General features: G+C 57.1%; 15 protein-coding genes. 3 read left to right on the top strand and 12 right to left on the bottom strand.

Features of this window, described 5'->3' with window-relative positions; translation table 11 throughout:
• Positions 1-4: 4 nt before the first annotated feature.
• The 5 genes from J7380_RS14450 to J7380_RS14430 form a co-directional block, all read right to left on the bottom strand.
• Complete coding sequence (locus J7380_RS14450) at positions 5-2,422, bottom strand: FAD-dependent oxidoreductase (protein WP_209196487.1); 2,418 nt, start codon at positions 2,420-2,422, stop codon at positions 5-7.
• A gap of 92 nt (positions 2,423-2,514) precedes the next feature.
• On the bottom strand, positions 2,515-3,822 hold the full coding sequence (locus J7380_RS14445; RefSeq protein WP_209196486.1) for an HlyC/CorC family transporter: 1,308 nt from the start codon (positions 3,820-3,822) through the stop codon (positions 2,515-2,517).
• Positions 3,823-3,885: 63 nt separating this feature from the next.
• Positions 3,886-4,839, bottom strand: coding sequence for a tyrosine recombinase (locus tag J7380_RS14440; protein ID WP_209196485.1), 954 nt, complete (start codon positions 4,837-4,839; stop codon positions 3,886-3,888).
• Between the two features lie 2 nt (positions 4,840-4,841).
• Positions 4,842-6,365 (bottom strand): hypothetical protein, encoded by a 1,524-nt coding sequence (locus tag J7380_RS14435; RefSeq protein ID WP_209196484.1) that lies wholly within the window; start codon positions 6,363-6,365, stop codon positions 4,842-4,844.
• Entirely contained in the window at positions 6,355-6,504 is a 150-nt protein-coding gene (locus tag J7380_RS14430) for a hypothetical protein (protein WP_170352987.1), read from the bottom strand. Before J7380_RS14430 ends, J7380_RS14435 begins: the two co-directional genes overlap by 11 nt.
• A gap of 79 nt (positions 6,505-6,583) precedes the next feature.
• Here J7380_RS14430 and J7380_RS14425 point away from each other — a divergent pair, with 79 nt between their 5' ends.
• Together J7380_RS14425 and aroB are read left to right on the top strand one after the other, a co-directional pair.
• Positions 6,584-7,171 (top strand): shikimate kinase, encoded by a 588-nt coding sequence (locus J7380_RS14425; RefSeq protein WP_209196483.1) that lies wholly within the window; start codon positions 6,584-6,586, stop codon positions 7,169-7,171.
• The gene (aroB, locus tag J7380_RS14420; protein WP_170750846.1) at positions 7,172-8,284 is read left to right on the top strand and encodes a 3-dehydroquinate synthase; all 1,113 of its coding nucleotides are present in this window, start codon (positions 7,172-7,174) and stop codon (positions 8,282-8,284) included. It begins immediately after the preceding gene.
• On the opposite strand, the gene J7380_RS14415 is transcribed toward aroB, so the two are convergent.
• Positions 8,285-9,355: a site-2 protease family protein gene (locus tag J7380_RS14415; RefSeq protein WP_209196482.1), complete on the bottom strand. Its 1,071-nt coding sequence runs from the start codon at positions 9,353-9,355 to the stop codon at positions 8,285-8,287.
• An 18-nt stretch (positions 9,356-9,373) separates the two neighbouring features.
• Positions 9,374-9,880, bottom strand: coding sequence for a single-stranded DNA-binding protein (gene ssb, locus J7380_RS14410; protein WP_209196481.1), 507 nt, complete (start codon positions 9,878-9,880; stop codon positions 9,374-9,376).
• Between the two features lie 207 nt (positions 9,881-10,087).
• On the opposite strand from ssb, the gene J7380_RS14405 reads away from it, so the two are divergent.
• Positions 10,088-10,666 (top strand): lytic transglycosylase domain-containing protein, encoded by a 579-nt coding sequence (locus tag J7380_RS14405; RefSeq protein WP_209196692.1) that lies wholly within the window; start codon positions 10,088-10,090, stop codon positions 10,664-10,666.
• 59 nt (positions 10,667-10,725) lie between these two features.
• Here J7380_RS14405 and J7380_RS14400 read toward each other — a convergent pair whose 3' ends face one another.
• The 5 genes from J7380_RS14400 to miaA form a co-directional block, all read right to left on the bottom strand.
• Positions 10,726-12,813 (bottom strand): ABC transporter ATP-binding protein, encoded by a 2,088-nt coding sequence (locus J7380_RS14400; protein ID WP_209196480.1) that lies wholly within the window; start codon positions 12,811-12,813, stop codon positions 10,726-10,728.
• Positions 12,814-12,908: 95 nt separating this feature from the next.
• The gene (locus J7380_RS14395) at positions 12,909-14,372 is read right to left on the bottom strand and encodes an ABC transporter permease (RefSeq protein WP_209196479.1); all 1,464 of its coding nucleotides are present in this window, start codon (positions 14,370-14,372) and stop codon (positions 12,909-12,911) included.
• Positions 14,373-14,385: 13 nt separating this feature from the next.
• Positions 14,386-15,432, bottom strand: coding sequence for an ABC transporter permease (locus tag J7380_RS14390; protein WP_170353001.1), 1,047 nt, complete (start codon positions 15,430-15,432; stop codon positions 14,386-14,388).
• 121 nt (positions 15,433-15,553) lie between these two features.
• On the bottom strand, positions 15,554-17,224 hold the full coding sequence (locus J7380_RS14385) for an ABC transporter substrate-binding protein (RefSeq protein ID WP_209196478.1): 1,671 nt from the start codon (positions 17,222-17,224) through the stop codon (positions 15,554-15,556).
• Positions 17,225-17,547: 323 nt separating this feature from the next.
• Positions 17,548-18,441 carry a tRNA (adenosine(37)-N6)-dimethylallyltransferase MiaA gene (gene miaA, locus J7380_RS14380; protein WP_209196477.1) on the bottom strand — a complete coding sequence of 298 codons (894 nt, stop codon included), beginning with the start codon at positions 18,439-18,441 and terminating at the stop codon, positions 17,548-17,550.
• Positions 18,442-18,509 lie beyond the last annotated feature (68 nt).

Below are 18,509 nucleotides of genomic sequence, written 5' to 3'. Positions count from 1 at the left end.
GATGTCATCCCCGCATTCGGGTTCCGTCACCATCAAACAAAGGGGTCGACACCATCCGGGCCTTACGCATTTGACCAAGAATTTCGATCTCGACCTCTGTTCCCTCCGCGATGTGTTCAACAGGAAGGAAACCCAAAGCAACCGATTGTTGCGCATGGTGGGAATACCCGCCCGAGGTGCAGAAGCCCACAACCTCACCCTGTAGCCAAATCGGTTCATAAGCATTCACGTCAGCGTCTTCGGCATCAACGATGAAGGAAACCAACCTGCGCGCAGGTTTTTCCGAGCGCTCTAATTCTGCGGCGGCACGTCCGATGAAATCATCGGGTTTCGAGAATGAAATGAAGCGGTCCAACCCGGTTTCACCTGGGGTGTAGTCGGGCGAATATTCTCGCATCCACGACCCAAAGAACTTGTCCAGACGCAGGCTCATCATCGCCCGCATACCGAAAGGGGTCATGCCGAGCGGCTCTCCGGCCTGCCAGAGCGTCCACCAAAGCTGCCGCTGCGCCATCGGATCGCAGTAGATCTCGTAACCCAGATCTCCGGTGTAGCTTACACGTTGCACGATACAGTCAGTCATGCCGAAGGTCACTCGGCGGACATCCATGAAACGCAGGTCCGAGAGGTCGTCTCGGGTACACGCCGCTAGAACTTCCGTGGCCTTGGGGCCAGCAATCTGAAACCCGTTCAGGCGATCGCTGATGTTTTCGATGTGAACATCGCCTTTCTGGTGCTGCAGGAACCACCGCATATGAAATGCTTGCGCGCCATAAGATGCGGTCAGGCGGAACTCGGTCTCATCTAGGCAAGATACGGTGAAATCCCCGATCAGCTTGCCTTTGGGTGACAGCATCGGCGTCAGTGACAGGCGACCAGGCTGCGGGATACGCCCGGCCATGATCCGATTGAGCCATGTTCGCGCATCGGGGCCGGTGATACGGTATTTGCCGAAGTTGTGGACCTCGTTGATACCCACTGCATTGCGCACCGCACGTACCTCGCGTCCAGTGGCCGCAAATGCGTCAGACCGGCGGAATGAAGGTGTTTCGTATTCGGGCTCACCATCCTGGGCGAAATAGTTTGGAACCTCCAGCCCGTATTGCTGACCCCAGACTGCACCCAGATCGGTGAAGATGTCATACATCGGCGTGGTTCGATTGGGGCGCGCGGCGGGCAGTTCCTCGTTCGGGTAGGAAACGCTAAAGCGTTTCTGATAGTTCTCGATCACCTTGGGGCGAGTATAGCCGGGGCTGATCCAGTCGCCGAACCGGGCCACGTCCATGGCAAAGACATCGCGCTCGGGCTCGCCTTCGATCATCCATTGCGCCAGCGTCAGACCCACGCCACCGCCCTGGCTGAAGCCCGCCATTACACCACAGGCAGACCAGTAGTTGCGCAACCCGGGGACGGGGCCGACCAGAGGGTTCCCATCGGGCGCAAAGGTGAACGGCCCGTGGATTACCGATTTCACCCCGGCTTCGGCCAAGACCGGGAAACGGCGATAGGCGAACTCGATACTATCGGTGATTTTGTCATAGTCGTCGGGCAGTAATTCATGCCCGAACTCCCAAGGCGTGCCATCTACGGCCCAAGGCTTGCAAGGCTGTTCATAAAACCCGATGCAAAGCCCGCGCCCTTCCTGCCGCAAATAGCTTTCTCCGGCTGGGTCCATCACATGCGGATGCTCTCCGCCCGCATCAATGATGGCTTCTATCTGAGGGATCGTGTCGGTGACCAGATACTGATGCTCCATCGGGTGCAGCGGGAAATAGACGCCCGCCATCGCCCCGACTTCGCGCGCCCATAAGCCGCCTGCATTCACCACGTGCTCCGCGTGAATGATGCCCTTGTCGGTGACCACATCCCAAGTGCCATCCCGCCGTTGCAGGGTTTCGTGCACCATGCAATGGGTTTCAATCGTGGCCCCACCCATGCGCGCAGCCTTGGCATAGGCATGAGTTGTACCGGAAGGGTCCAGATGCCCGTCCAGCGGATCATAAAGCGCGCCTATGATGCCGTCCGTATTGGTAATTGGCGCAATTTTCCTGATTTCATCAGGTCCAACGATCTCGGTTTCCAGCCCCATGAAGCGGTGCTTGGCGCGTTCGGCCAATAACATGTCGAACCGATCCTGATTGTCCGCCAAAGTGATCCCGCCAACATGGTGCAGGCCACAGGACATGCCGGTAATCTCTTCCAGTTCTTTGTACAGGCGGATCGTATAGCCCTGCAGCGCGGCCATATTGGTGTCGCCGTTCAGCGTGTGAAACCCGCCCGCCGCGTGCCACGTGGACCCGCTGGTAAGTTCCGAGCGTTCCAATAGCATGACGTCAGACCATCCCAGCTTGGTCAGGTGATAAAGGACGGAACAGCCGACAACTCCTCCGCCGATTACTGCCACTTGCGTTGTCGTCTTCACGTCCTCGCCTCCATCCGAATTTACCCCGAACCTGCAAGGGCGGGTGCGGGTTTACTGTTCCGTTCCCGACACAAGGTGTCGCGGATTGTTCGTTACAACGGTCGGATTTTGAGCTCGGTGATCCGATTGCCCTCGCGTGCGGTGACCTCGAAACGGAAACCATGGAAGGAAAAGACCTGACCTACGATGGGGATCATCTGCGCCTCGTGAATGACAAGACCCGCGACGGTGTTTGCCTCTTCGTCCGGCAGGGACCATTCCATTGCCCGGTTCACGTCACGGATCGTCATCGCGCCTTCAACCAGAAATTGACCATCATCTGTGCGCGTGACGGGGACATCTTCTTCCAGATCAAACTCGTCCGCGATCTCACCAACGATCTCTTCCAGAATATCCTCGAGCGTGATCAATCCGCGCAGCGAACCATACTCATCCACGACCAGTGCAAAATGGCTGTGCATCCGCAGGAATTCCCGCATCTGATCGTCAAGAGTGGTGGTTTCGGGTACGAAATACGGATCGTTGGCCACCTTCGAGATATCGAAACTCTCTAACTGGTTCGGCTGGCTTTCGCGATCCCCGGCGTGGGCATACATGGCCCGAAACAGGTCCTTGGCGTGGACGACGCCTACGATGTTCTCGGGTTCGTCCCGAAAGACCGGCAGGCGGGTGTGAGGGCTTTTCAGACATTGTTGAAGGATCGCCTCGGGCGCGTCGTCTGCGTCAATCATCTCGATGTTCGAGCGGTGCAGCATGATCTCTTCAACTGCGCGGTCACCTAGATCGAGCGCGCCAAGAATTCGGTCGCGGTCTTCCTTTTCGACCACACCTTCCGAGTGTCCCAGTTGCAATGCACCGGCGATCTCTTCCCGCACAGCCAGAATGTTGCTGTCGGGATCGATCCGAACGCCGAAGAGGCGCAAAACGCCGCGCACCAACAGACGTACTGCTGCCACAACAGGCGAGAATACGGTGACGACAACACTGATAATGGGCGCCACCAAAGATGCCGCTTTTTCGGCGTTTGTGATGGCATAGGTTTTTGGCAGCACCTCGGCAAAAATCAGCACCAGCAGGGTCATCACCAGCGTCGCCAAAGCCACGCCACTTTCCCCGAACAGTTTGGTGAACAAAGCAGTCGCCAAAGATGCCGCAAGGATGTTGACCAGGTTGTTGCCAAGCAGGACCGAGCCGATGAGACGTTCGTTGTCGTCGGTGATATCCAGCGCCTTTTGTGCGCCGCGAGACCCTTTGTCGGCCTGCGCCCGCAACTTACCGCGCGATGAGGCGGTCAATGCTGTTTCAGAACCCGAGAAAAAGCCCGACAGGACAAGCAAAAGCAGAATAGCGCTTGTGGTAAACCAGAATGCGCCGTCGATCATAGAGGGTGAGGGTTCCATTGGTCCTTGTGGGTTGGTGTTGCTTCATTCGTTATGGGGGCGCGGCCCCGGCGGATCAAGGGGTTAGCCTTTGTCCTGCGGCTCTTTGGCTAGCGGGTGATGCTCCAACACCAACTCGGCAAGGCGTTCGTCCAATACATGCGTGTAGATTTCCGTGGTCGCGACATCGGCGTGACCCAGCAACGTCTGGATCGATCGCAGATCGGCCCCGTTTGCCAACAGATGCGTGGCAAACGCATGACGCAGCGTGTGCGGAGTGACTTTTTCTGGCGACACGCCGCCCTGAACCGCAAGCTCTTTGATCAGGTGAAAGAACATGTGTCTCGTCAGATGACCCGATTTACCACGCGAGGGAAACAGGAACCGCGACCTTTGCCCGCCATCGGCCACCAATTGGTCTTCGGCCTCGTCCCGCGTTTTCAGCCATAGCGCCAGCGCCTCGCGGGCTGGGGGCGACAGTGGCACCATCCTCTCTTTCCCGCCTTTACCCAGAACCAACAACATTCGTGGGTCACCCCGTGCGGAAGACACCGGCAGCGAGACTAACTCGGTCACGCGCATGCCTGTTGCATAGAGAACTTCCATCAAACAAGTGTTGCGGATGCGGTCGGTTTCGGTGCGACCAGTTTCACGCGCGGCTTGCAGCAAACGGTCAACTTCCGGCACGTCCAGGGTTTTCGGCAGGCGTTTTTGGCGACCCGGTCCTTTTATCTGGATGGCGGGGTTGGTTTCACGCCAGCTTTCCTCGAATGCAAAACGGTAAAGCTGCTTGATCGCGGACAGCCGTCTTGCGCGGGTGGATTGGGACAATCCCTGCGCGTCACATTCGATCAGATAACGTTCGATTCTGTCGCGGTCCGCCTGATCAAAGGTGGTTTTTCGACGCTCGAGCCACGCGGCGAAGTCTTTCAGGTCGCGCCCATAGGCCAGCAATGTATTGGGTGACGCCCCAAGCTCGGCCGCTTGCGCCTGAAGAAAGGTTGAAATCCAAAGGTCATGCGAGGCCGGGGCTACCATGGTCACGTGCCCTGTAGGATCAAAAGGTTCAGCGCAGCGCGACGGGCCGTGTCTTCAAGACCAACCCTCCGCAGGGTTGCGATGGCGGCTGAAAGGTCCACGAGGTTGCCGCGTGACCCATGTGCGAACAACTCCATCGTCTCAAGGACGGCTTCGCCCAGTTGTCCGTTGCCAAGCAAACGGTCGATATCGGCGGGAACAGGTGCGGCCCAGGCGAAACCCTGCGCGACAGCATCTGCCAAAGGCGATGGAGAGCGCGCACGTCCGGGATCACCCTGAGCCAAAGCGGCGAGGAACTGGTTCTCTTCCCCTTGGTCAGGAACAGTCAGGGCAGCGGTTTCGTAAAGGTCGGACAGCAACAGAATACGCCAGCGCAATTCCTCGGCGGCTGGGTCGTTCAATGTGACTTTTGACAGCCGGTTCGCAAAAAGCTCGGCGAATGGAACTTCAAGCCCCACGCTGCGCATCTGCTCCCACACGGTGGGCAGGGACTGCGCGATCGCGCCGGCTTTACCGGAGTCCAACGCACTTTCAAAACGTTGAACGGCGGCGACGCGGTCCCAGACCGCTCCGGATGCTGCCGGAGAGCGTTCGGTATATAGTCCAAGCAACTGGTTGGGCGTCAAAGCGCCCACGCGAGTCAGTCGTTCGGCTGCTTCGATCTGCGCTTTCCATCCGGCCACATCGCGCAGATCGGCATTGGCAAAGGCGCGCGGCAGCGAAGTTGAGGGCAAGCGCTCGCCAATTGCCTCATACAGTCGGAATGTAAGCGGGTCAGGGCGCTCGGGTTGCGGTAGGTATTCGGCGTCTTCGAACAGCTCGGGGCTGAGGAACCTGTCCAGCAATGCAAGGTCCATTTCCGGAAGAAGCTGCAACGCATGAGCTGCCTCGAGCGTCAGCGCGGCTGAGGTCCAATCGCCACGCCGGGCCTTGCAGAATATCTGGGCTGCGTAATCCCGTGACAGGTGCGGTTGCGCGATCAGCGCTGTGCAACTTCTATCTTCGTCTCCGGTCAGAAGGGTGGCGTCAAACCAGCGTTGGAACCGGTCGCGGCTGTCCGTTGGGCCGGCAAGTTGCACCAGAGACTGCGCGGGATCAGCTGCGCCAAGCTGCATCAACCGGTCCAGCCGCGCCAGCAGCAAGGTCTCCTCGGCATCGGGTCCGGATGGTGCACGAGCTTCTGTAAGCAACAGAGTGAAAAGCAGACGCTGCATGGCCGGGTTGTATTTGACCGGCACGTGCCCGATCAGTTCCGCCAACCGTGCGGGATCGCTGTTTTGCCACACATCCACCGGCAGGCCTGTCACCGATGACGACACCAATCCCAAGGGCTGGGACAACGCCTCAAGCGGAGTGACTTCCACACCCGGTTGCAGCCCGGTATCCGATACAGGCGGTTCCAGCAGAACAGTGCCGGGCAGGTTGTCCGGTGGCTGGCTCAGCCAGTCGATCACAGATAAAGGTTCCTGCTGCGCCTGTGCCGCACTGGCCAGCAGCATCGCAGCCGCTGCGGCCTTAATCCACATTCAGAATGACCGGCTCGCGCACTTCTTCCTGCGGGGCCGAAAAATCAACGCCAAAGAAAGGACCTAGATACGCGTAGCCCACCAACCCGATAAAACACAGGCAGATCAGATATATCAGGAATTTTATCAGACGGCCCATCGCTCAACATCGCCTCATTTTTCTGTTTTGTCCCAGTTATAGCTGGCATTTTTCTTAAGATCACGTCATTCACGTTGAAATGAGCGAAATTAAGCATAATACCGATGCGAAAGTCCGTGCTCCGGGCCTTCTATTGCACAAAACGGTTGTTCTGGTGGGCATGATGGGGGCGGGAAAGACTGCGGTCGGCCGCGCTTTGGCGGCGCGATTGGCGGTTCCGTTCCTCGACAGTGATGCCGAAATCGAATCGGCGGCCAATATGACCATCCCCGAGATTTTCGAACGCGACGGCGAGCCGTTCTTTCGTGACAAGGAAAGTCAGGTGATCGGGCGGCTACTGGACGAGGAAAAAGGCATCCTTTCAACGGGCGGGGGGGCGTTCTTGGCCGGGCATAACCGCCAGATGATCACAGAGAGGGGCGTATCAGTCTGGCTCAGTGCCGATCTGAACGTGCTGTGGAACAGGGTCAAGCACAAGGACACGCGCCCTTTGCTGCGCACCGCAGACCCTTATGCGACATTGCGTGCCCTCTATGAGGATCGCGTGCCGGTTTATGCGCAAGCGGATCTGACGGTTACGTCGGACGGGGAAATCTCGATAGATAATATGGTGGACCGGGTTGTGGACGCATTGCTGACGCGACCCGATGTTTTGGAACGGACTTAAATGCACCAAACCGTACATGTTGAACTGGGCGAGCGCTCGTATGACGTCGAAATAGGGCCGGATCTGCTGGCGCAATCCGGGACACGGATCGCTCCGCTGCTGCACAGGCCCAAGGTCGCCGTCTTGACCGATGAAAATGTGGCTGCTTTGCATCTGGATGCGCTGCGCGATGGGTTGGCCTCGGCGGGGATCGAGATGTCGGCACTGGCCCTGCCTGCGGGTGAGGCAACCAAAAGCTGGCCTCACTTTGAACGCGCGGTCGAATGGCTGCTGGCCGAGAAGGTCGAGCGCCGGGATGTTGTCATCGCGTTTGGCGGTGGCGTGATCGGAGACCTTGCGGGCTTTGCCGCAGCCGTTTTACGGCGCGGTGTACGGTTCGTGCAAATCCCGACCTCTCTTCTGGCGCAGGTGGACAGTTCGGTCGGCGGCAAGACCGGCATCAACGCGCCACAGGGCAAGAACCTGATCGGGGCGTTCCATCAGCCTTCGCTGGTGTTGGCCGATACCTCGGTTCTGAGCACAATGACGGATCGGGATTTCTTGTCCGGATATGGCGAGGTGGTCAAATACGGGCTGCTGGGTGACGCCGATTTCTTCGAGTGGCTTGAAGAAAGCGGAACCAAGGTCTCGGGTGGTGATATGGCAGCACGTGTGCGTGCTGTGACCCGTTCAGTGCAAATGAAAGCTGATATCGTGGAAAGAGATGAGACCGAGCAGGGCGATCGCGCCTTGCTCAATCTGGGTCACACTTTCTGCCACGCGCTTGAGGCTGCGACTGGGTATTCGGACCGCCTGTTGCATGGTGAAGGCGTGGCCATCGGCTGCGCGCTGGCCTTTGAGCTGTCCTCTCGTCTGGGCCTCTGTTCGCAGGAAGACCCAAGCCGCGTGCGGGCGCATCTGCGCGCGATGGGGATGAAGACCGACTTGGCCGACATTCCCGGAGAGCTTCCGGGGGCTGAGGCTCTGGTGAATTTGATGGCGCAGGACAAGAAGGTCATAGACGGCCAGTTGCGATTCATTCTGGCGCGCGGGATTGGTCAGGCGTTCGTCACATCGGATGTGCCGCGCGACGCCGTGTTGTCGGTGCTTCAGGACGCGCTGGCAACAGCCTGATCAACGGCTGCGGATCACCATCAACTCGCCGATATTTTCGCGTGTGATATATCCGACCATTGCGCCCGCCTGTGTACAGACCGCAATGGCCGGAGCACCTTTGTGCAGCCCGTCCAACACCGCCTCAAGCCCGTCGCTCAGGCGGACTTTTGGAACGTCCGTCTCCATGATTGACGTTGCAGGGTTGGACCGGGGCGTTTCATCAGCAAGCGCGGCAAACAATCGGTTGCGTGTGACAAAGCCGAGTAATTCGCCGCCGTCAGACAGTACCGGAAACTCGTGTTGCGTCGTGTGGATGACCGCTTGGGCGGCGGTCGCTAGCGTGTCGTTTGGTGATAGCGCGTGGAACTCGGTAATCATGGCGTCGCGCGCCTGTACCTGCCGCGCGACTGCGCGCATAGTCACATCCTGACTTTCTGCATTGGCGGCAACGAAGACGAACACTGCGATCAAGACCAGCAGCGGATTTCCTGTGCTGAGACCCAGAAAGCCAAACCCCACCGCAACCGCCTGACCAGCTAACGCAGCGACCCTTGTGGCTTTGACCCGGTCCATTTTTAGGCACAACAAAGCGCGGAACACGCGCCCGCCGTCCATTGGAAAGGCGGGGATCATGTTGAACAGAGCCAGCAGCAGGTTCACATAGGCCAGACGGTTCATCAGACCCGGCGTCGTGCTGTCAATCTGCGCCATCGTTTCAATCGGCATGTTGGCACCAAGCAAGACCAAAACGATCCAGATCACGACATTCACGGCGGGGCCTGCCAGAGCGACCCAGACCTCTTGCACCGGGTTTTCCGGCATCCGCTCGAGACGCGCCAAACCGCCGATTGGTAACAGAGTGATGTCCGGAGTCTTGATCCCGTACCGCCTTGCCATCAGCGCGTGGCCAAATTCATGAGCGACCACACAGGCAAATAACGCCAACACGAAAATCAGGTTTTCAACGGCCGCCTCGAGACCTCCGTTAGAGTAGGCGGCGAAACCGACCCAGGCGAGCAGTAGGAAAAAGGTGACATGGACCTTCAATTCCGACCCCAATATCCGGCCGAGTGAGAAGGACCATGTCATGATATGTCTCCGTTTTACTTAGAACGGAATCTCGTCGTCGTCGATTCCGCTAGAGGCCGGGGCAGGAGCGCTGGATGGTGCGCCGTACGGATCACCATAGCCGCCGCCAGCCTGACCGCCGCCGTATCCACCTGACTGGCCACCACTATAGCCGCCGCCACCGCCACCTTCGCCGCGGGCATCAAGCAGGGTCAGCTCGCCCCGGTAAGGACGCAAGACCACTTCGGTCGAGTAGCGATCCTGACCCGATTGGTCCTGCCATTTCCGGGTTTCCAGTTGGCCTTCGATATAAACTTTGCTGCCTTTACGCAGATATTGCTCGGCAATCCGTGCCAGAGGCTCCGAGAAAATGGCGACCGAGTGCCACTCGGTACGCTCGCGGCGCTCGCCGGTGTTGCGGTCTTTCCAGGTCTCGGAGGTGGCGATACGCAGGTTACACACTTTGCCACCATTCTGGAATGAGCGCACTTCAGGATCGCGACCGAGATTTCCTACCAGAATGACCTTGTTGACTGAGCCTGCCATATACGTCCCCGTTCTTTATCTAACAGTATGCGTCCGAATCTGACGCCAATTCTCACTGCGACCCTATACGGCCTGCGTCATGGTTAAAACACAGTTGATGGGTATTGAGATAAGCAGGAATTTACCAAGGCTGGATTAACCATGCTTTCATTATTGGCTGAAATACCTATACTCAATCGGGTTCGTGAAAATGCAGGACTGGCGTTAATGCGGTTTTTGGTGAGTGGTTTTTCAGTTCTTTTTCTCGCGCTGGTTTCGGGCCCAGCTGCGGCTGATACTCTGTCGACCAAAAGCCGCAAGGATATATTTCTTAAACAATCCAAGGTTTTGGATACGCGTGCTGCGACGCAGTACAGGGATTCCGAGCGTTTGAAACCGAAAACCCCTAAACGTCAGTTCGTTCAGCGCTATACCGGAAAATATAAAGGTGAATATGTTGCGCTCGCGCGTGAAGCAGCACGAAAGCACAGCGTGCCTGAAGAGCTGTTCCTGCGACTTGTTCAACAGGAAAGTGGATGGAATCCACAAGCCGTCTCGCATAAGGGCGCTTTAGGACTTGCCCAGCTTATGCCGGGGACTGCGCAGCTGCTGGGCGTGAACCCGCACGATCCGAAACAGAACTTGGAAGGCGGTGCCCGATACTTGTCGTGGCAATATCGTAAATTCAAGTCATGGCGCCTTGCGCTGGCGGCATATAATGCTGGACCAAAGGCTGTGGAAAAACATGGTGGCGTGCCGCCTTACAAAGAGACGCAGAACTACGTTCGTGTAATCTGGGGAAGTTAACCTTACTTCTCTATCCTAGCCTAGACCGGCATTGCTGCCGGTCCATTTGGGTTTATGATTTACTCCGCCGCAACTTTGATGACGGGTTCCATCCGCGCCAGAATATCTTCCGCCAGGTGACATTTGACCTGATGACCTTCGGCCAGAGTTTTCACAGGCGGTACTTTTTCTTCGCACAAGCCGCCGGGTACTTCGGATTTCCAACGACACCGCGTTTGGAATGGGCAACCGGGGGGTGGGTTCATGGCTGACGGGATGTCGCCCTCCAACACGATGTGCTGCTTTTCGACCGAGGTGTCCGCAATCGGAACCGCGCTCAGTAGCGCCTCGGTATAGGGGTGGTAGGGCGGAGCAAAAACCTGATCTGTAGTGCCCAACTCGACCACATGGCCCAGATACATCACCATCACCCGGTCGCTGAGATAGCGTACGATCGACAGGTCATGGCTGATGAACAGCAGGGTGGTTTTGTGTTCGCGCTGAATCTCCATCAACAGGTCCGTCACTGCTGCCTGCACCGAGACATCCAGCGCTGAGACCGGCTCATCTGCCACAACAATCCGTGCATCTCCGGCAAATGCTCGGGCAATACCCACGCGCTGTTTTTGCCCTCCCGACAACTGGCGTGGCATCCGGTCGGCAAAGGCGCGTGGCAGTTTCACAAGATCCAGAAGTTCGAGCATCCGCTTTTTGCGCTCGGCTTCAGAGTTTCCAACACCGAAAATCTCAAGCGCACGAATGATTTGACGGCCAACCGTCATCGAAGGGTTCAGCGTGTCGAACGGGTTCTGGAAGACCATTTGAACCTCGCCAACGGTCTTGGCATCGCGTTCCTCGATGGGCACGGCCTCGATATTGCGGTTGTCCAGAAGGATCTGCCCATCTGTCGCGGTTTCCAACCCCATCAGAACCTTGGCAAAGGTAGACTTTCCGCAACCGGATTCTCCTACAATGGCAAGCGTCTCGGATTCATGTGCTTCGAAGCTGAGCGTCTCGTTGGCTTTCACCACCTTTGTCTCGCCTCCACCGAAGAGAGCGTTGGCCGCGACCTCATAGTATTTCTTGAGGTTGTCCATCTTCAGAACGGTTCGACCGATTTCGGCCTTTTCCTTCTGCTCAGACAACGTGATCGGCGCGTTCCAGTCGATTTCCTTGAACTTTAGGCAACGCGTGTGATGGCGATCATTGCCGGGTACGGCCTCCATCAGAATGTCTTGTGCGTCGCAACGACCTTCTTCGAAATAATCGCAACGTGGTCCAAAGTTACATCCCGGAGGACGCTCATGCGGCAACGGGAAGTTCCCGGGGATCGCCACCAAAGGCCGCGCATTTTTGTCTGCACCTGGCAGGGGGATCGACCGGAACAGTGCCTGCGTATAAGGGTGCTGCATCTCGTCGAACACGTCATGGATCGAGCCGCGTTCAACCGCCTCGCCGGAATACATCACGCACAGACGGTCACAAGTCTCAAGCACCAGCCCCAGATTGTGCGAGATAAATAGCATCGAAGTGCCATATTTCTTGCCCAGATCCTTGACCAATTCGACCACTGCGGCCTCGACGGTCACGTCCAGTGCTGTTGTTGGTTCGTCCAGTATCAACAAAGCCGGTTTAGACATCAGCGCCATCGCAATAACGATCCGCTGTTGCTGACCGCCCGAAAGCTGATGTGGAAAAGAGTTCAGCATCCGTTCAGGGTCGGGAAGGCGGACATCTGTTACCACTTCAAGCGCGCGGGCATAGGCCTCATCCGTGCTCACGCCTTCGTGGATCATCGGCACTTCCATCAACTGTTTGCCGATCTTCATGGCCGGGTTCAGCGACGCCATTGGTTCCTGATAAATCATCGCGATCTCATTGCCGCGAATGTCGCGCAACTCGTCCGTGCTCATCTCGGCTAGATCACGTCCCTTGAACTTGATCGTTCCACCCACGACCCGCCCGTTCTTACCAAGGTCCTGCATAACACCCAGAGCCACAGTAGATTTGCCGCAGCCGGATTCGCCGACCAGACCAACCGCTTCGCCGGGCTGCACACTGACCGAGAAGTCCATGACAGCGGGTATTTCCCTCAGACGGGTGAAAAACGAAATCGACAACTTATCGATCTCAAGAATTGGCCCATCATAATCCGCCAGTTTGTTCATCTTGTTTTCTCCTCGCGAGAGTCAGGGGATCCCCTTCATCTGGCTGAAAATATCTCGGGGGGTCCGGGGGGGCTGGCCCCCCGGCCGCTTTCACATCAATCCTTCAGGCTTTCTTCGCGCAGACCGTCTGCCAGCAGGTTCAAACCGAGAACCAATGACAACAGCGCCAGCGCCGGAGGAAGGGCAGGGTGCAGATAGACCGACAACAGCTTGCGCCCTTCATTGATGGTCGACCCCCAATCCGGGCTTTCTGGCGGTAGACCCAGGCCAAAGAAGCCCAAGGTACCCAAAAGGATTGTGGTATATCCTATCCGCAGACAGAAATCGACGATCAGAGGGCCACGCGCGTTGGGCAGGATTTCCCACAGCATGATGTACCATGGTCCTTCACCCCGCGTTTGTGCCGCGGCCACATAGTCGCGTGTTTTGATGTCCATCGCCAATCCGCGCACGATACGGAACACTGTAGGTGAGTTCACGAAGACCACCGAAACGAAGACCACGAGGATGCCGCCGGGAACGTCGAAAAGGTCCAGAAAGGTTGGCAGGCCCCAAATGCCGTAGGCGTCGGTGTTAACCACATACCCGTCTGTCGAAATCAGCGATAGGTACAGCCAGAGCGCGACACCCAGAACACCAATCAAAAGAGGCGTTCGGAACGTCGGCCGTGTGTAATAGCGCGAGTTCAACAGCACCCCAAGAAAGATGATCGGAAAGATGAACAGAACAGCGGCCATATAGTTTGGCACCCCTGTCGCCACGATCTCGGGCGTCACAAGCAAGTAGAACAGCAAGATGACCGGGAAGGCGAGGATCAGGTTGGCAAGGAAAGACAGCAATGTGTCCAGCCGCCCACCGTAGAAACCTGCAGGCAAACCCAACGTGATCCCGACCATGAAGGCAAACATCGTCGCCAGAGGCGCGATCTGCACCACAATCCACGCGCCCTTGACCATTCGGCTAAAGACGTCGCGGGCCAGGTTGTCGCCCCCCAGCAGGTACCACGCATATTCTCCGTCCTCCACGCTGGGCAAAGGCGTTCCGGGCACTTTGTTCTTCATCCCAGAGACTTGTGACAGCGAGTCATGCGTCACGATCAGGTCAAGCGCGCCGAAAATCCCGGTGAAAACCCAGAACATCACAAGGCCAAAGCCGATCATGCCAATCGGACTGTCAAACAGCTTGCCATACAGTCCCAATTTTCGTTTGAACGCGATGGACATTGCATACAGCAGGATCAACGAAAACCAGACGGGCAGGAATTGCTGCATCATTGCGCCGATGATACCTGCGCTGGTTCCCATCAAAATGCCCAAGACGATATAGGCAACAGCAAGCCCGACACTTGCCAGAAAGCTGTATCGCATCAGGGCTTGGATTAGGTTTCGTATGCCAGATCCCGATGTCAGCGTCCCGTCGGGGTTCACCGTCATCTGAGGTTCGGGCAGAACGATACTGGCCAATATCCAAGCCAGGATCGATGCGGCCATAAGAACGAGTGCAATCGCCAAAAGCGGGTTCAGGAAGGCAATAGAGCCGGTCCAGGTTAATGGTTCCATGATCTCTGCCTCCTCACGAAATACGAATACGCGGGTTCAGGTAGACATAGCCGATATCGGATATCAGCTGGGTCACCAGCACCACAAAGACTGACACTACCGAGATCGCCAGCAGCAATTGGATGTCGTTGTTGCCTGCTGCCTGAACCAATGCCCAGCCAAAGCCCTTGTAGTTGAACAAGGTCTCGACGATCACCACACCGTTCAGCAGCCATGGGAACTGCAGCATGATGACGGTGAAGGGGGCGATCAGCGCATTGCGCAACGCATGTTTCATCACGATGTTTGGGAACGAGACACCCTTCAGGCGCGCGGTTCGGATGTACTGCGCCGTCATCACCTCGGTCATCGAGGCGCGGGTCATCCGGGCGATATAGCCCATCCCATAAAGCGCGATTGTCAGCACGGGTAAGAAGAAATTCTCAAACGTCGGGTTCTCCATCGCCTGTGTGGCGGTGCCCTTGAACCATTTTAGCCCCACAGCAGAGGACGTGAAGATCGCGATGAAGATCACGCCTGATACGTATTCCGGCGTTGCCGTTGTGGTGATGGCAAAGGTCGAAAGCGTCCGGTCGGTGGCCGAGCCTTCCTTCATACCCGCCAAAATACCCAAGATCAGAGCTGACGGTACCATTAGCAGCATCACCCAGAACATCAGCCGTCCGGTCAGGGCAAGACGTGTCCCGACAACGGTCGAGACCTCTTCTTTGAACACGGTCGAATAGCCCCAGTACCCCTGCAGAATACCACAGAAATTCGGAGACTCTTCGGCAGTCTTGCCGGGCAGGATACATCTGCCCTGAACTGTGCCGTCCTCATTCGTGTGCCGATAAGATGGCAGGATTCCCAACCATTCACCGTATTTCACGGGGGTTGACTGCAGATATCCACCTTTTTCCAGAAAGCTCTCGACCTGCTCGTCGGACATACGGAAGTTGCCCTGCGTCTTCGCAAGTTTTTCGAGATTCGGATAAAGGTTCGTCAGGTAGAAGACCAGAAAGGTAAGGCACAGCGCTGTCAAAAGCATGATGCCCACGCGCCTTAAGATGAATAATCCCATGTTAGCCCCTGTTGGTAGGCTCGCGCATCGGTCGCCGGACCGTGCGCATCGCTGTTGTTTTGGTCGCCGTCGTCAGGATGAAAAGGCCGCGCCCGTCAGGCGCGGCCTTGTGTTGTTCGGCTTAGGAAACGAGGCCGAATTTATAAAGCTGCGGAAGGTCCGCAATGTGCTTTTCGACACCGACCATGTTGTCGCGATGGTGACGCATCGCTGTGCGCCAGTAAGGCTGGATGGTCACGCCTTCTTCGATCATGATCGCCTGCAGCTTGGCCATCACCTCGCGGCGCTTGTCCACATCTGCGATCGAGTTCGCCTCGGCCAGCAACTTGTCGAACTCTTCATTGGCGAAACCGGATTCGTTCCACGCAACACCCGACTTGTATGCCAATGCCAGAACCTGCGTGCCCAGAGGACGGTGGTTCCAGTTGGTCGAGGAGAATGCGTATTTCGTCCAGTCGTTCCAGAAGGTCGAGCCCGGAAGGATCGTGTGTTTGGCCTTGATCCCGGCATCATTAAGTTGTGCAACAACAGCCGCAGTGGTGTTCCGACGCCAGTCATCGTCGATGGACTGAACTTCGTGCTCGAAATCAGCCATACCCGCTTCTTCCATCAGGGCTTTTGCCCCTGCCGGATCATACGGGATACGGGTCACGGCCGAGTCGTACTCGGGGTGCATCGGACCCACGTGACAGTTTTCGGCAGGAATACCATAGCCAGACATGCCCAGCTCTAGGCAGACCTCATTGTCGACGGCCATTGCCAGCGCCTGACGAACCCGCTTGTCGCCGTAGATCTTGTTGCCGCTATCGTCCTCGGCCAGCTGGTTCGGGCGGATGACGATGGTAAAGCCAGACGGGATTTCCGAGCGCACCAGACCGATACCATCAAAGATGTCGACGAATTCGCCCACCGACTCCCAATTCATGTCGATTTCTTCGGCTTCGTATGCAGCCAGGAACGCCGCAGGGTCGGTGCCGTAGTCGATGAACTCGATTCGGTCGATATAGCCGCCTTTGCCGGCCTCATATCCCCACCAGTCAAAGCCTTCGTTACGCACCAGCACGCCTTTAACGCCAACTTCGTGGCTTTCCGGGATCATAAAGCCAGTACCGATCGGGTTGGCCAGCATGTTGTTTGCGTCAAAGCTGCTGTGAACAATGGCACCCGGATAGTCTGCCATGCCTGGGATGATGGTAATATCCGGGGCGTTGCATTTCAGTTTTACAGTGTGAGAATCGACCACGGTGATGGCACCATCCGCCGCCTTTTGAGTGGCTTCATCGACCAAAGACGCCATGCGTGACGCCATGGAATTGCCCTCTAGCGTCGCATCGCACCAGCCGGTGATATTGCGCGCGACGTCCTCGGCGGTGAAATCGTCACCGTTGTTCCACTTAACGCCTTTGCGGACGTTCAGAGTGTATTCGGTCGCATCGTCATTGGCTTCCCAGCTTTCCAGCAACATGGGTTTGAATGAGCCGTCATTGTTGTATTCGACCAGATATTCGAGCCAACCTGCGGTGAAGGTGGCAATCTGTGTCCAGTCGTAGGTGCGCGGATCTTTCAGCGCACGCACTTCCATCTGGTAGCGGATCGTGCCGCCGCGCTGTGGTTCCTGCGCGGCTGCGGGTGAGCTTAGGCCGATCATTCCATAGGCGGCAGGAACAGCGACACCCAATGCCGTGGCGCGGGCCATGAACTCACGCCGGCTGAGCTTGCCGTCACGAAATTCCTGTGCATGCATTTCCGCCGCCCAGTGCATCGGTGCTCCGGTCAAGGTTTGCTTTGTCATTAATGTCTCTCCCTGTGACATAGATTTTTATGATTGAATGTAGAACCGCTCAGGCCCGGCAGGCGCGGGTGGCTGGCTCTCGGGTTTCCGTTTTTGTGATACTGAACATCCCCATGCGTTCATTCGGCACCAGAAATCGGGTCAGGTCAATGTTCGAAATCGTCATTCAGGGCACAAAAACGACATTCGTCGGGGTCGGTTGCCGCTAACACCGCCCGAGTCTGGACCTGTATTACATTGGCTGATCGGTCTGAAGGCAGGGGATTCGACCTATTCGCGCGGGGTAAAAAGCCGCCTCAGTGGTCAATCAACAAAAAGTGGTATCACTTTGAGAAATCGACGCGATTCCAGTTTTTCATGCGCGCACGGAACCATGTCCGCTGACGTTTGGCAAATTGACGGGTCGAGATTGTGGCGCGTTCACGGGCGGCCTCGAGTGTCATGTAGCCGTCAAGGTAGGCCATAAGCTCGGGAACTCCGATGGCCTTAAAAGCAGAAAGCGACGCGTCGTAGTGCGCACGCATGGCTTTGACCTCTTGCAATGCGCCGGTGTCCAGCATCAAGTCAAACCGCAGATTGATCCGGTTCAGCAACCACTGTTTGTCCACGTCGAAAACGATGGGCACTGTATCCGTGATGTTCAAAACCGGAGGCGGCGTGTCGTTCTGCCAGTCGCGTAGGCCGCGACCGGTTGCGCGCAGAACCTCCCACGCGCGCTGAACTCGTGCGCGGTTCTGCGTGTCGATCCCCGCCAGAGTTTCGCGGTCAACGCCACGGATCAGATCGGGCAGGGTAAGTTGATCCGCCTCGGTCCTGATGTCAGATGGGGTTGCCGGTATGTCAGCCATACCTTCCGTCAGAGCAGAGAAATAGAGCCCGGTTCCGCCCACTATGATGGGGCGTTGAGGTCCGCTTAAAAGTGGTTTGACCTCGCGCAGCCAATGGCCGGTGGAATAGTCCTGATCATAAGCGATATGCCCATACAACCGATGGGGTGCGCGCGCCTCGTCGTCGGCGGATGGCCGGGCTGAAATTACCTGCCAGCACGCATAGACCTGACTGGCATCGGCATTCACGATGACACCGCCGAAGGTTTCAGCGATCCGCAACGCCAGTTCGGATTTGCCCGAGGCTGTGGGCCCGGCAATTAGCACAGGTTTATCGGCGGGAATGGGGGGCAGGCGGTCCCAAATCTGCGATGTGTTCGTGTTGGCCATCCAAGAGTGCCTTGTTCCTCATGATCCGCATTGAACCCGCAGAGGTTTTGCTTCATTTTGCGGCGAAA

It is taken from the genome of Ruegeria sp. R8_1, from assembly GCF_017743815.1.
GTDB lineage: Bacteria > Pseudomonadota > Alphaproteobacteria > Rhodobacterales > Rhodobacteraceae > Ruegeria > Ruegeria lacuscaerulensis_A.
This window is presented reverse-complemented; position numbering and strand designations above follow the sequence as displayed.

Bases quoted from the DNA above. Each gene is read 5' to 3' on its own strand.
- J7380_RS14445 (WP_209196486.1), bottom strand. From the start codon at position 3,822: ATGGAACCCTCACCCTCTATGATCGACGGCGCATTCTGGTTTACCACA.
- J7380_RS14440 (WP_209196485.1), bottom strand. From the start codon at position 4,839: ATGGTAGCCCCGGCCTCGCATGACCTTTGGATTTCAACCTTTCTTCAG.
- J7380_RS14435 (WP_209196484.1), bottom strand. From the start codon at position 6,365: ATGTGGATTAAGGCCGCAGCGGCTGCGATGCTGCTGGCCAGTGCGGCA.
- J7380_RS14430 (WP_170352987.1), bottom strand. From the start codon at position 6,504: ATGGGCCGTCTGATAAAATTCCTGATATATCTGATCTGCCTGTGTTTT.
- J7380_RS14425 (WP_209196483.1), top strand. From the start codon at position 6,584: ATGAGCGAAATTAAGCATAATACCGATGCGAAAGTCCGTGCTCCGGGC.
- aroB (WP_170750846.1), top strand. From the start codon at position 7,172: ATGCACCAAACCGTACATGTTGAACTGGGCGAGCGCTCGTATGACGTC.
- J7380_RS14415 (WP_209196482.1), bottom strand. From the start codon at position 9,355: ATGACATGGTCCTTCTCACTCGGCCGGATATTGGGGTCGGAATTGAAG.
- ssb (WP_209196481.1), bottom strand. From the start codon at position 9,880: ATGGCAGGCTCAGTCAACAAGGTCATTCTGGTAGGAAATCTCGGTCGC.
- J7380_RS14405 (WP_209196692.1), top strand. From the start codon at position 10,088: ATGCGGTTTTTGGTGAGTGGTTTTTCAGTTCTTTTTCTCGCGCTGGTT.
- J7380_RS14400 (WP_209196480.1), bottom strand. From the start codon at position 12,813: ATGAACAAACTGGCGGATTATGATGGGCCAATTCTTGAGATCGATAAG.
- J7380_RS14395 (WP_209196479.1), bottom strand. From the start codon at position 14,372: ATGGAACCATTAACCTGGACCGGCTCTATTGCCTTCCTGAACCCGCTT.
- J7380_RS14390 (WP_170353001.1), bottom strand. From the start codon at position 15,432: ATGGGATTATTCATCTTAAGGCGCGTGGGCATCATGCTTTTGACAGCG.
- J7380_RS14385 (WP_209196478.1), bottom strand. From the start codon at position 17,224: ATGACAAAGCAAACCTTGACCGGAGCACCGATGCACTGGGCGGCGGAA.
- miaA (WP_209196477.1), bottom strand. From the start codon at position 18,441: ATGGCCAACACGAACACATCGCAGATTTGGGACCGCCTGCCCCCCATT.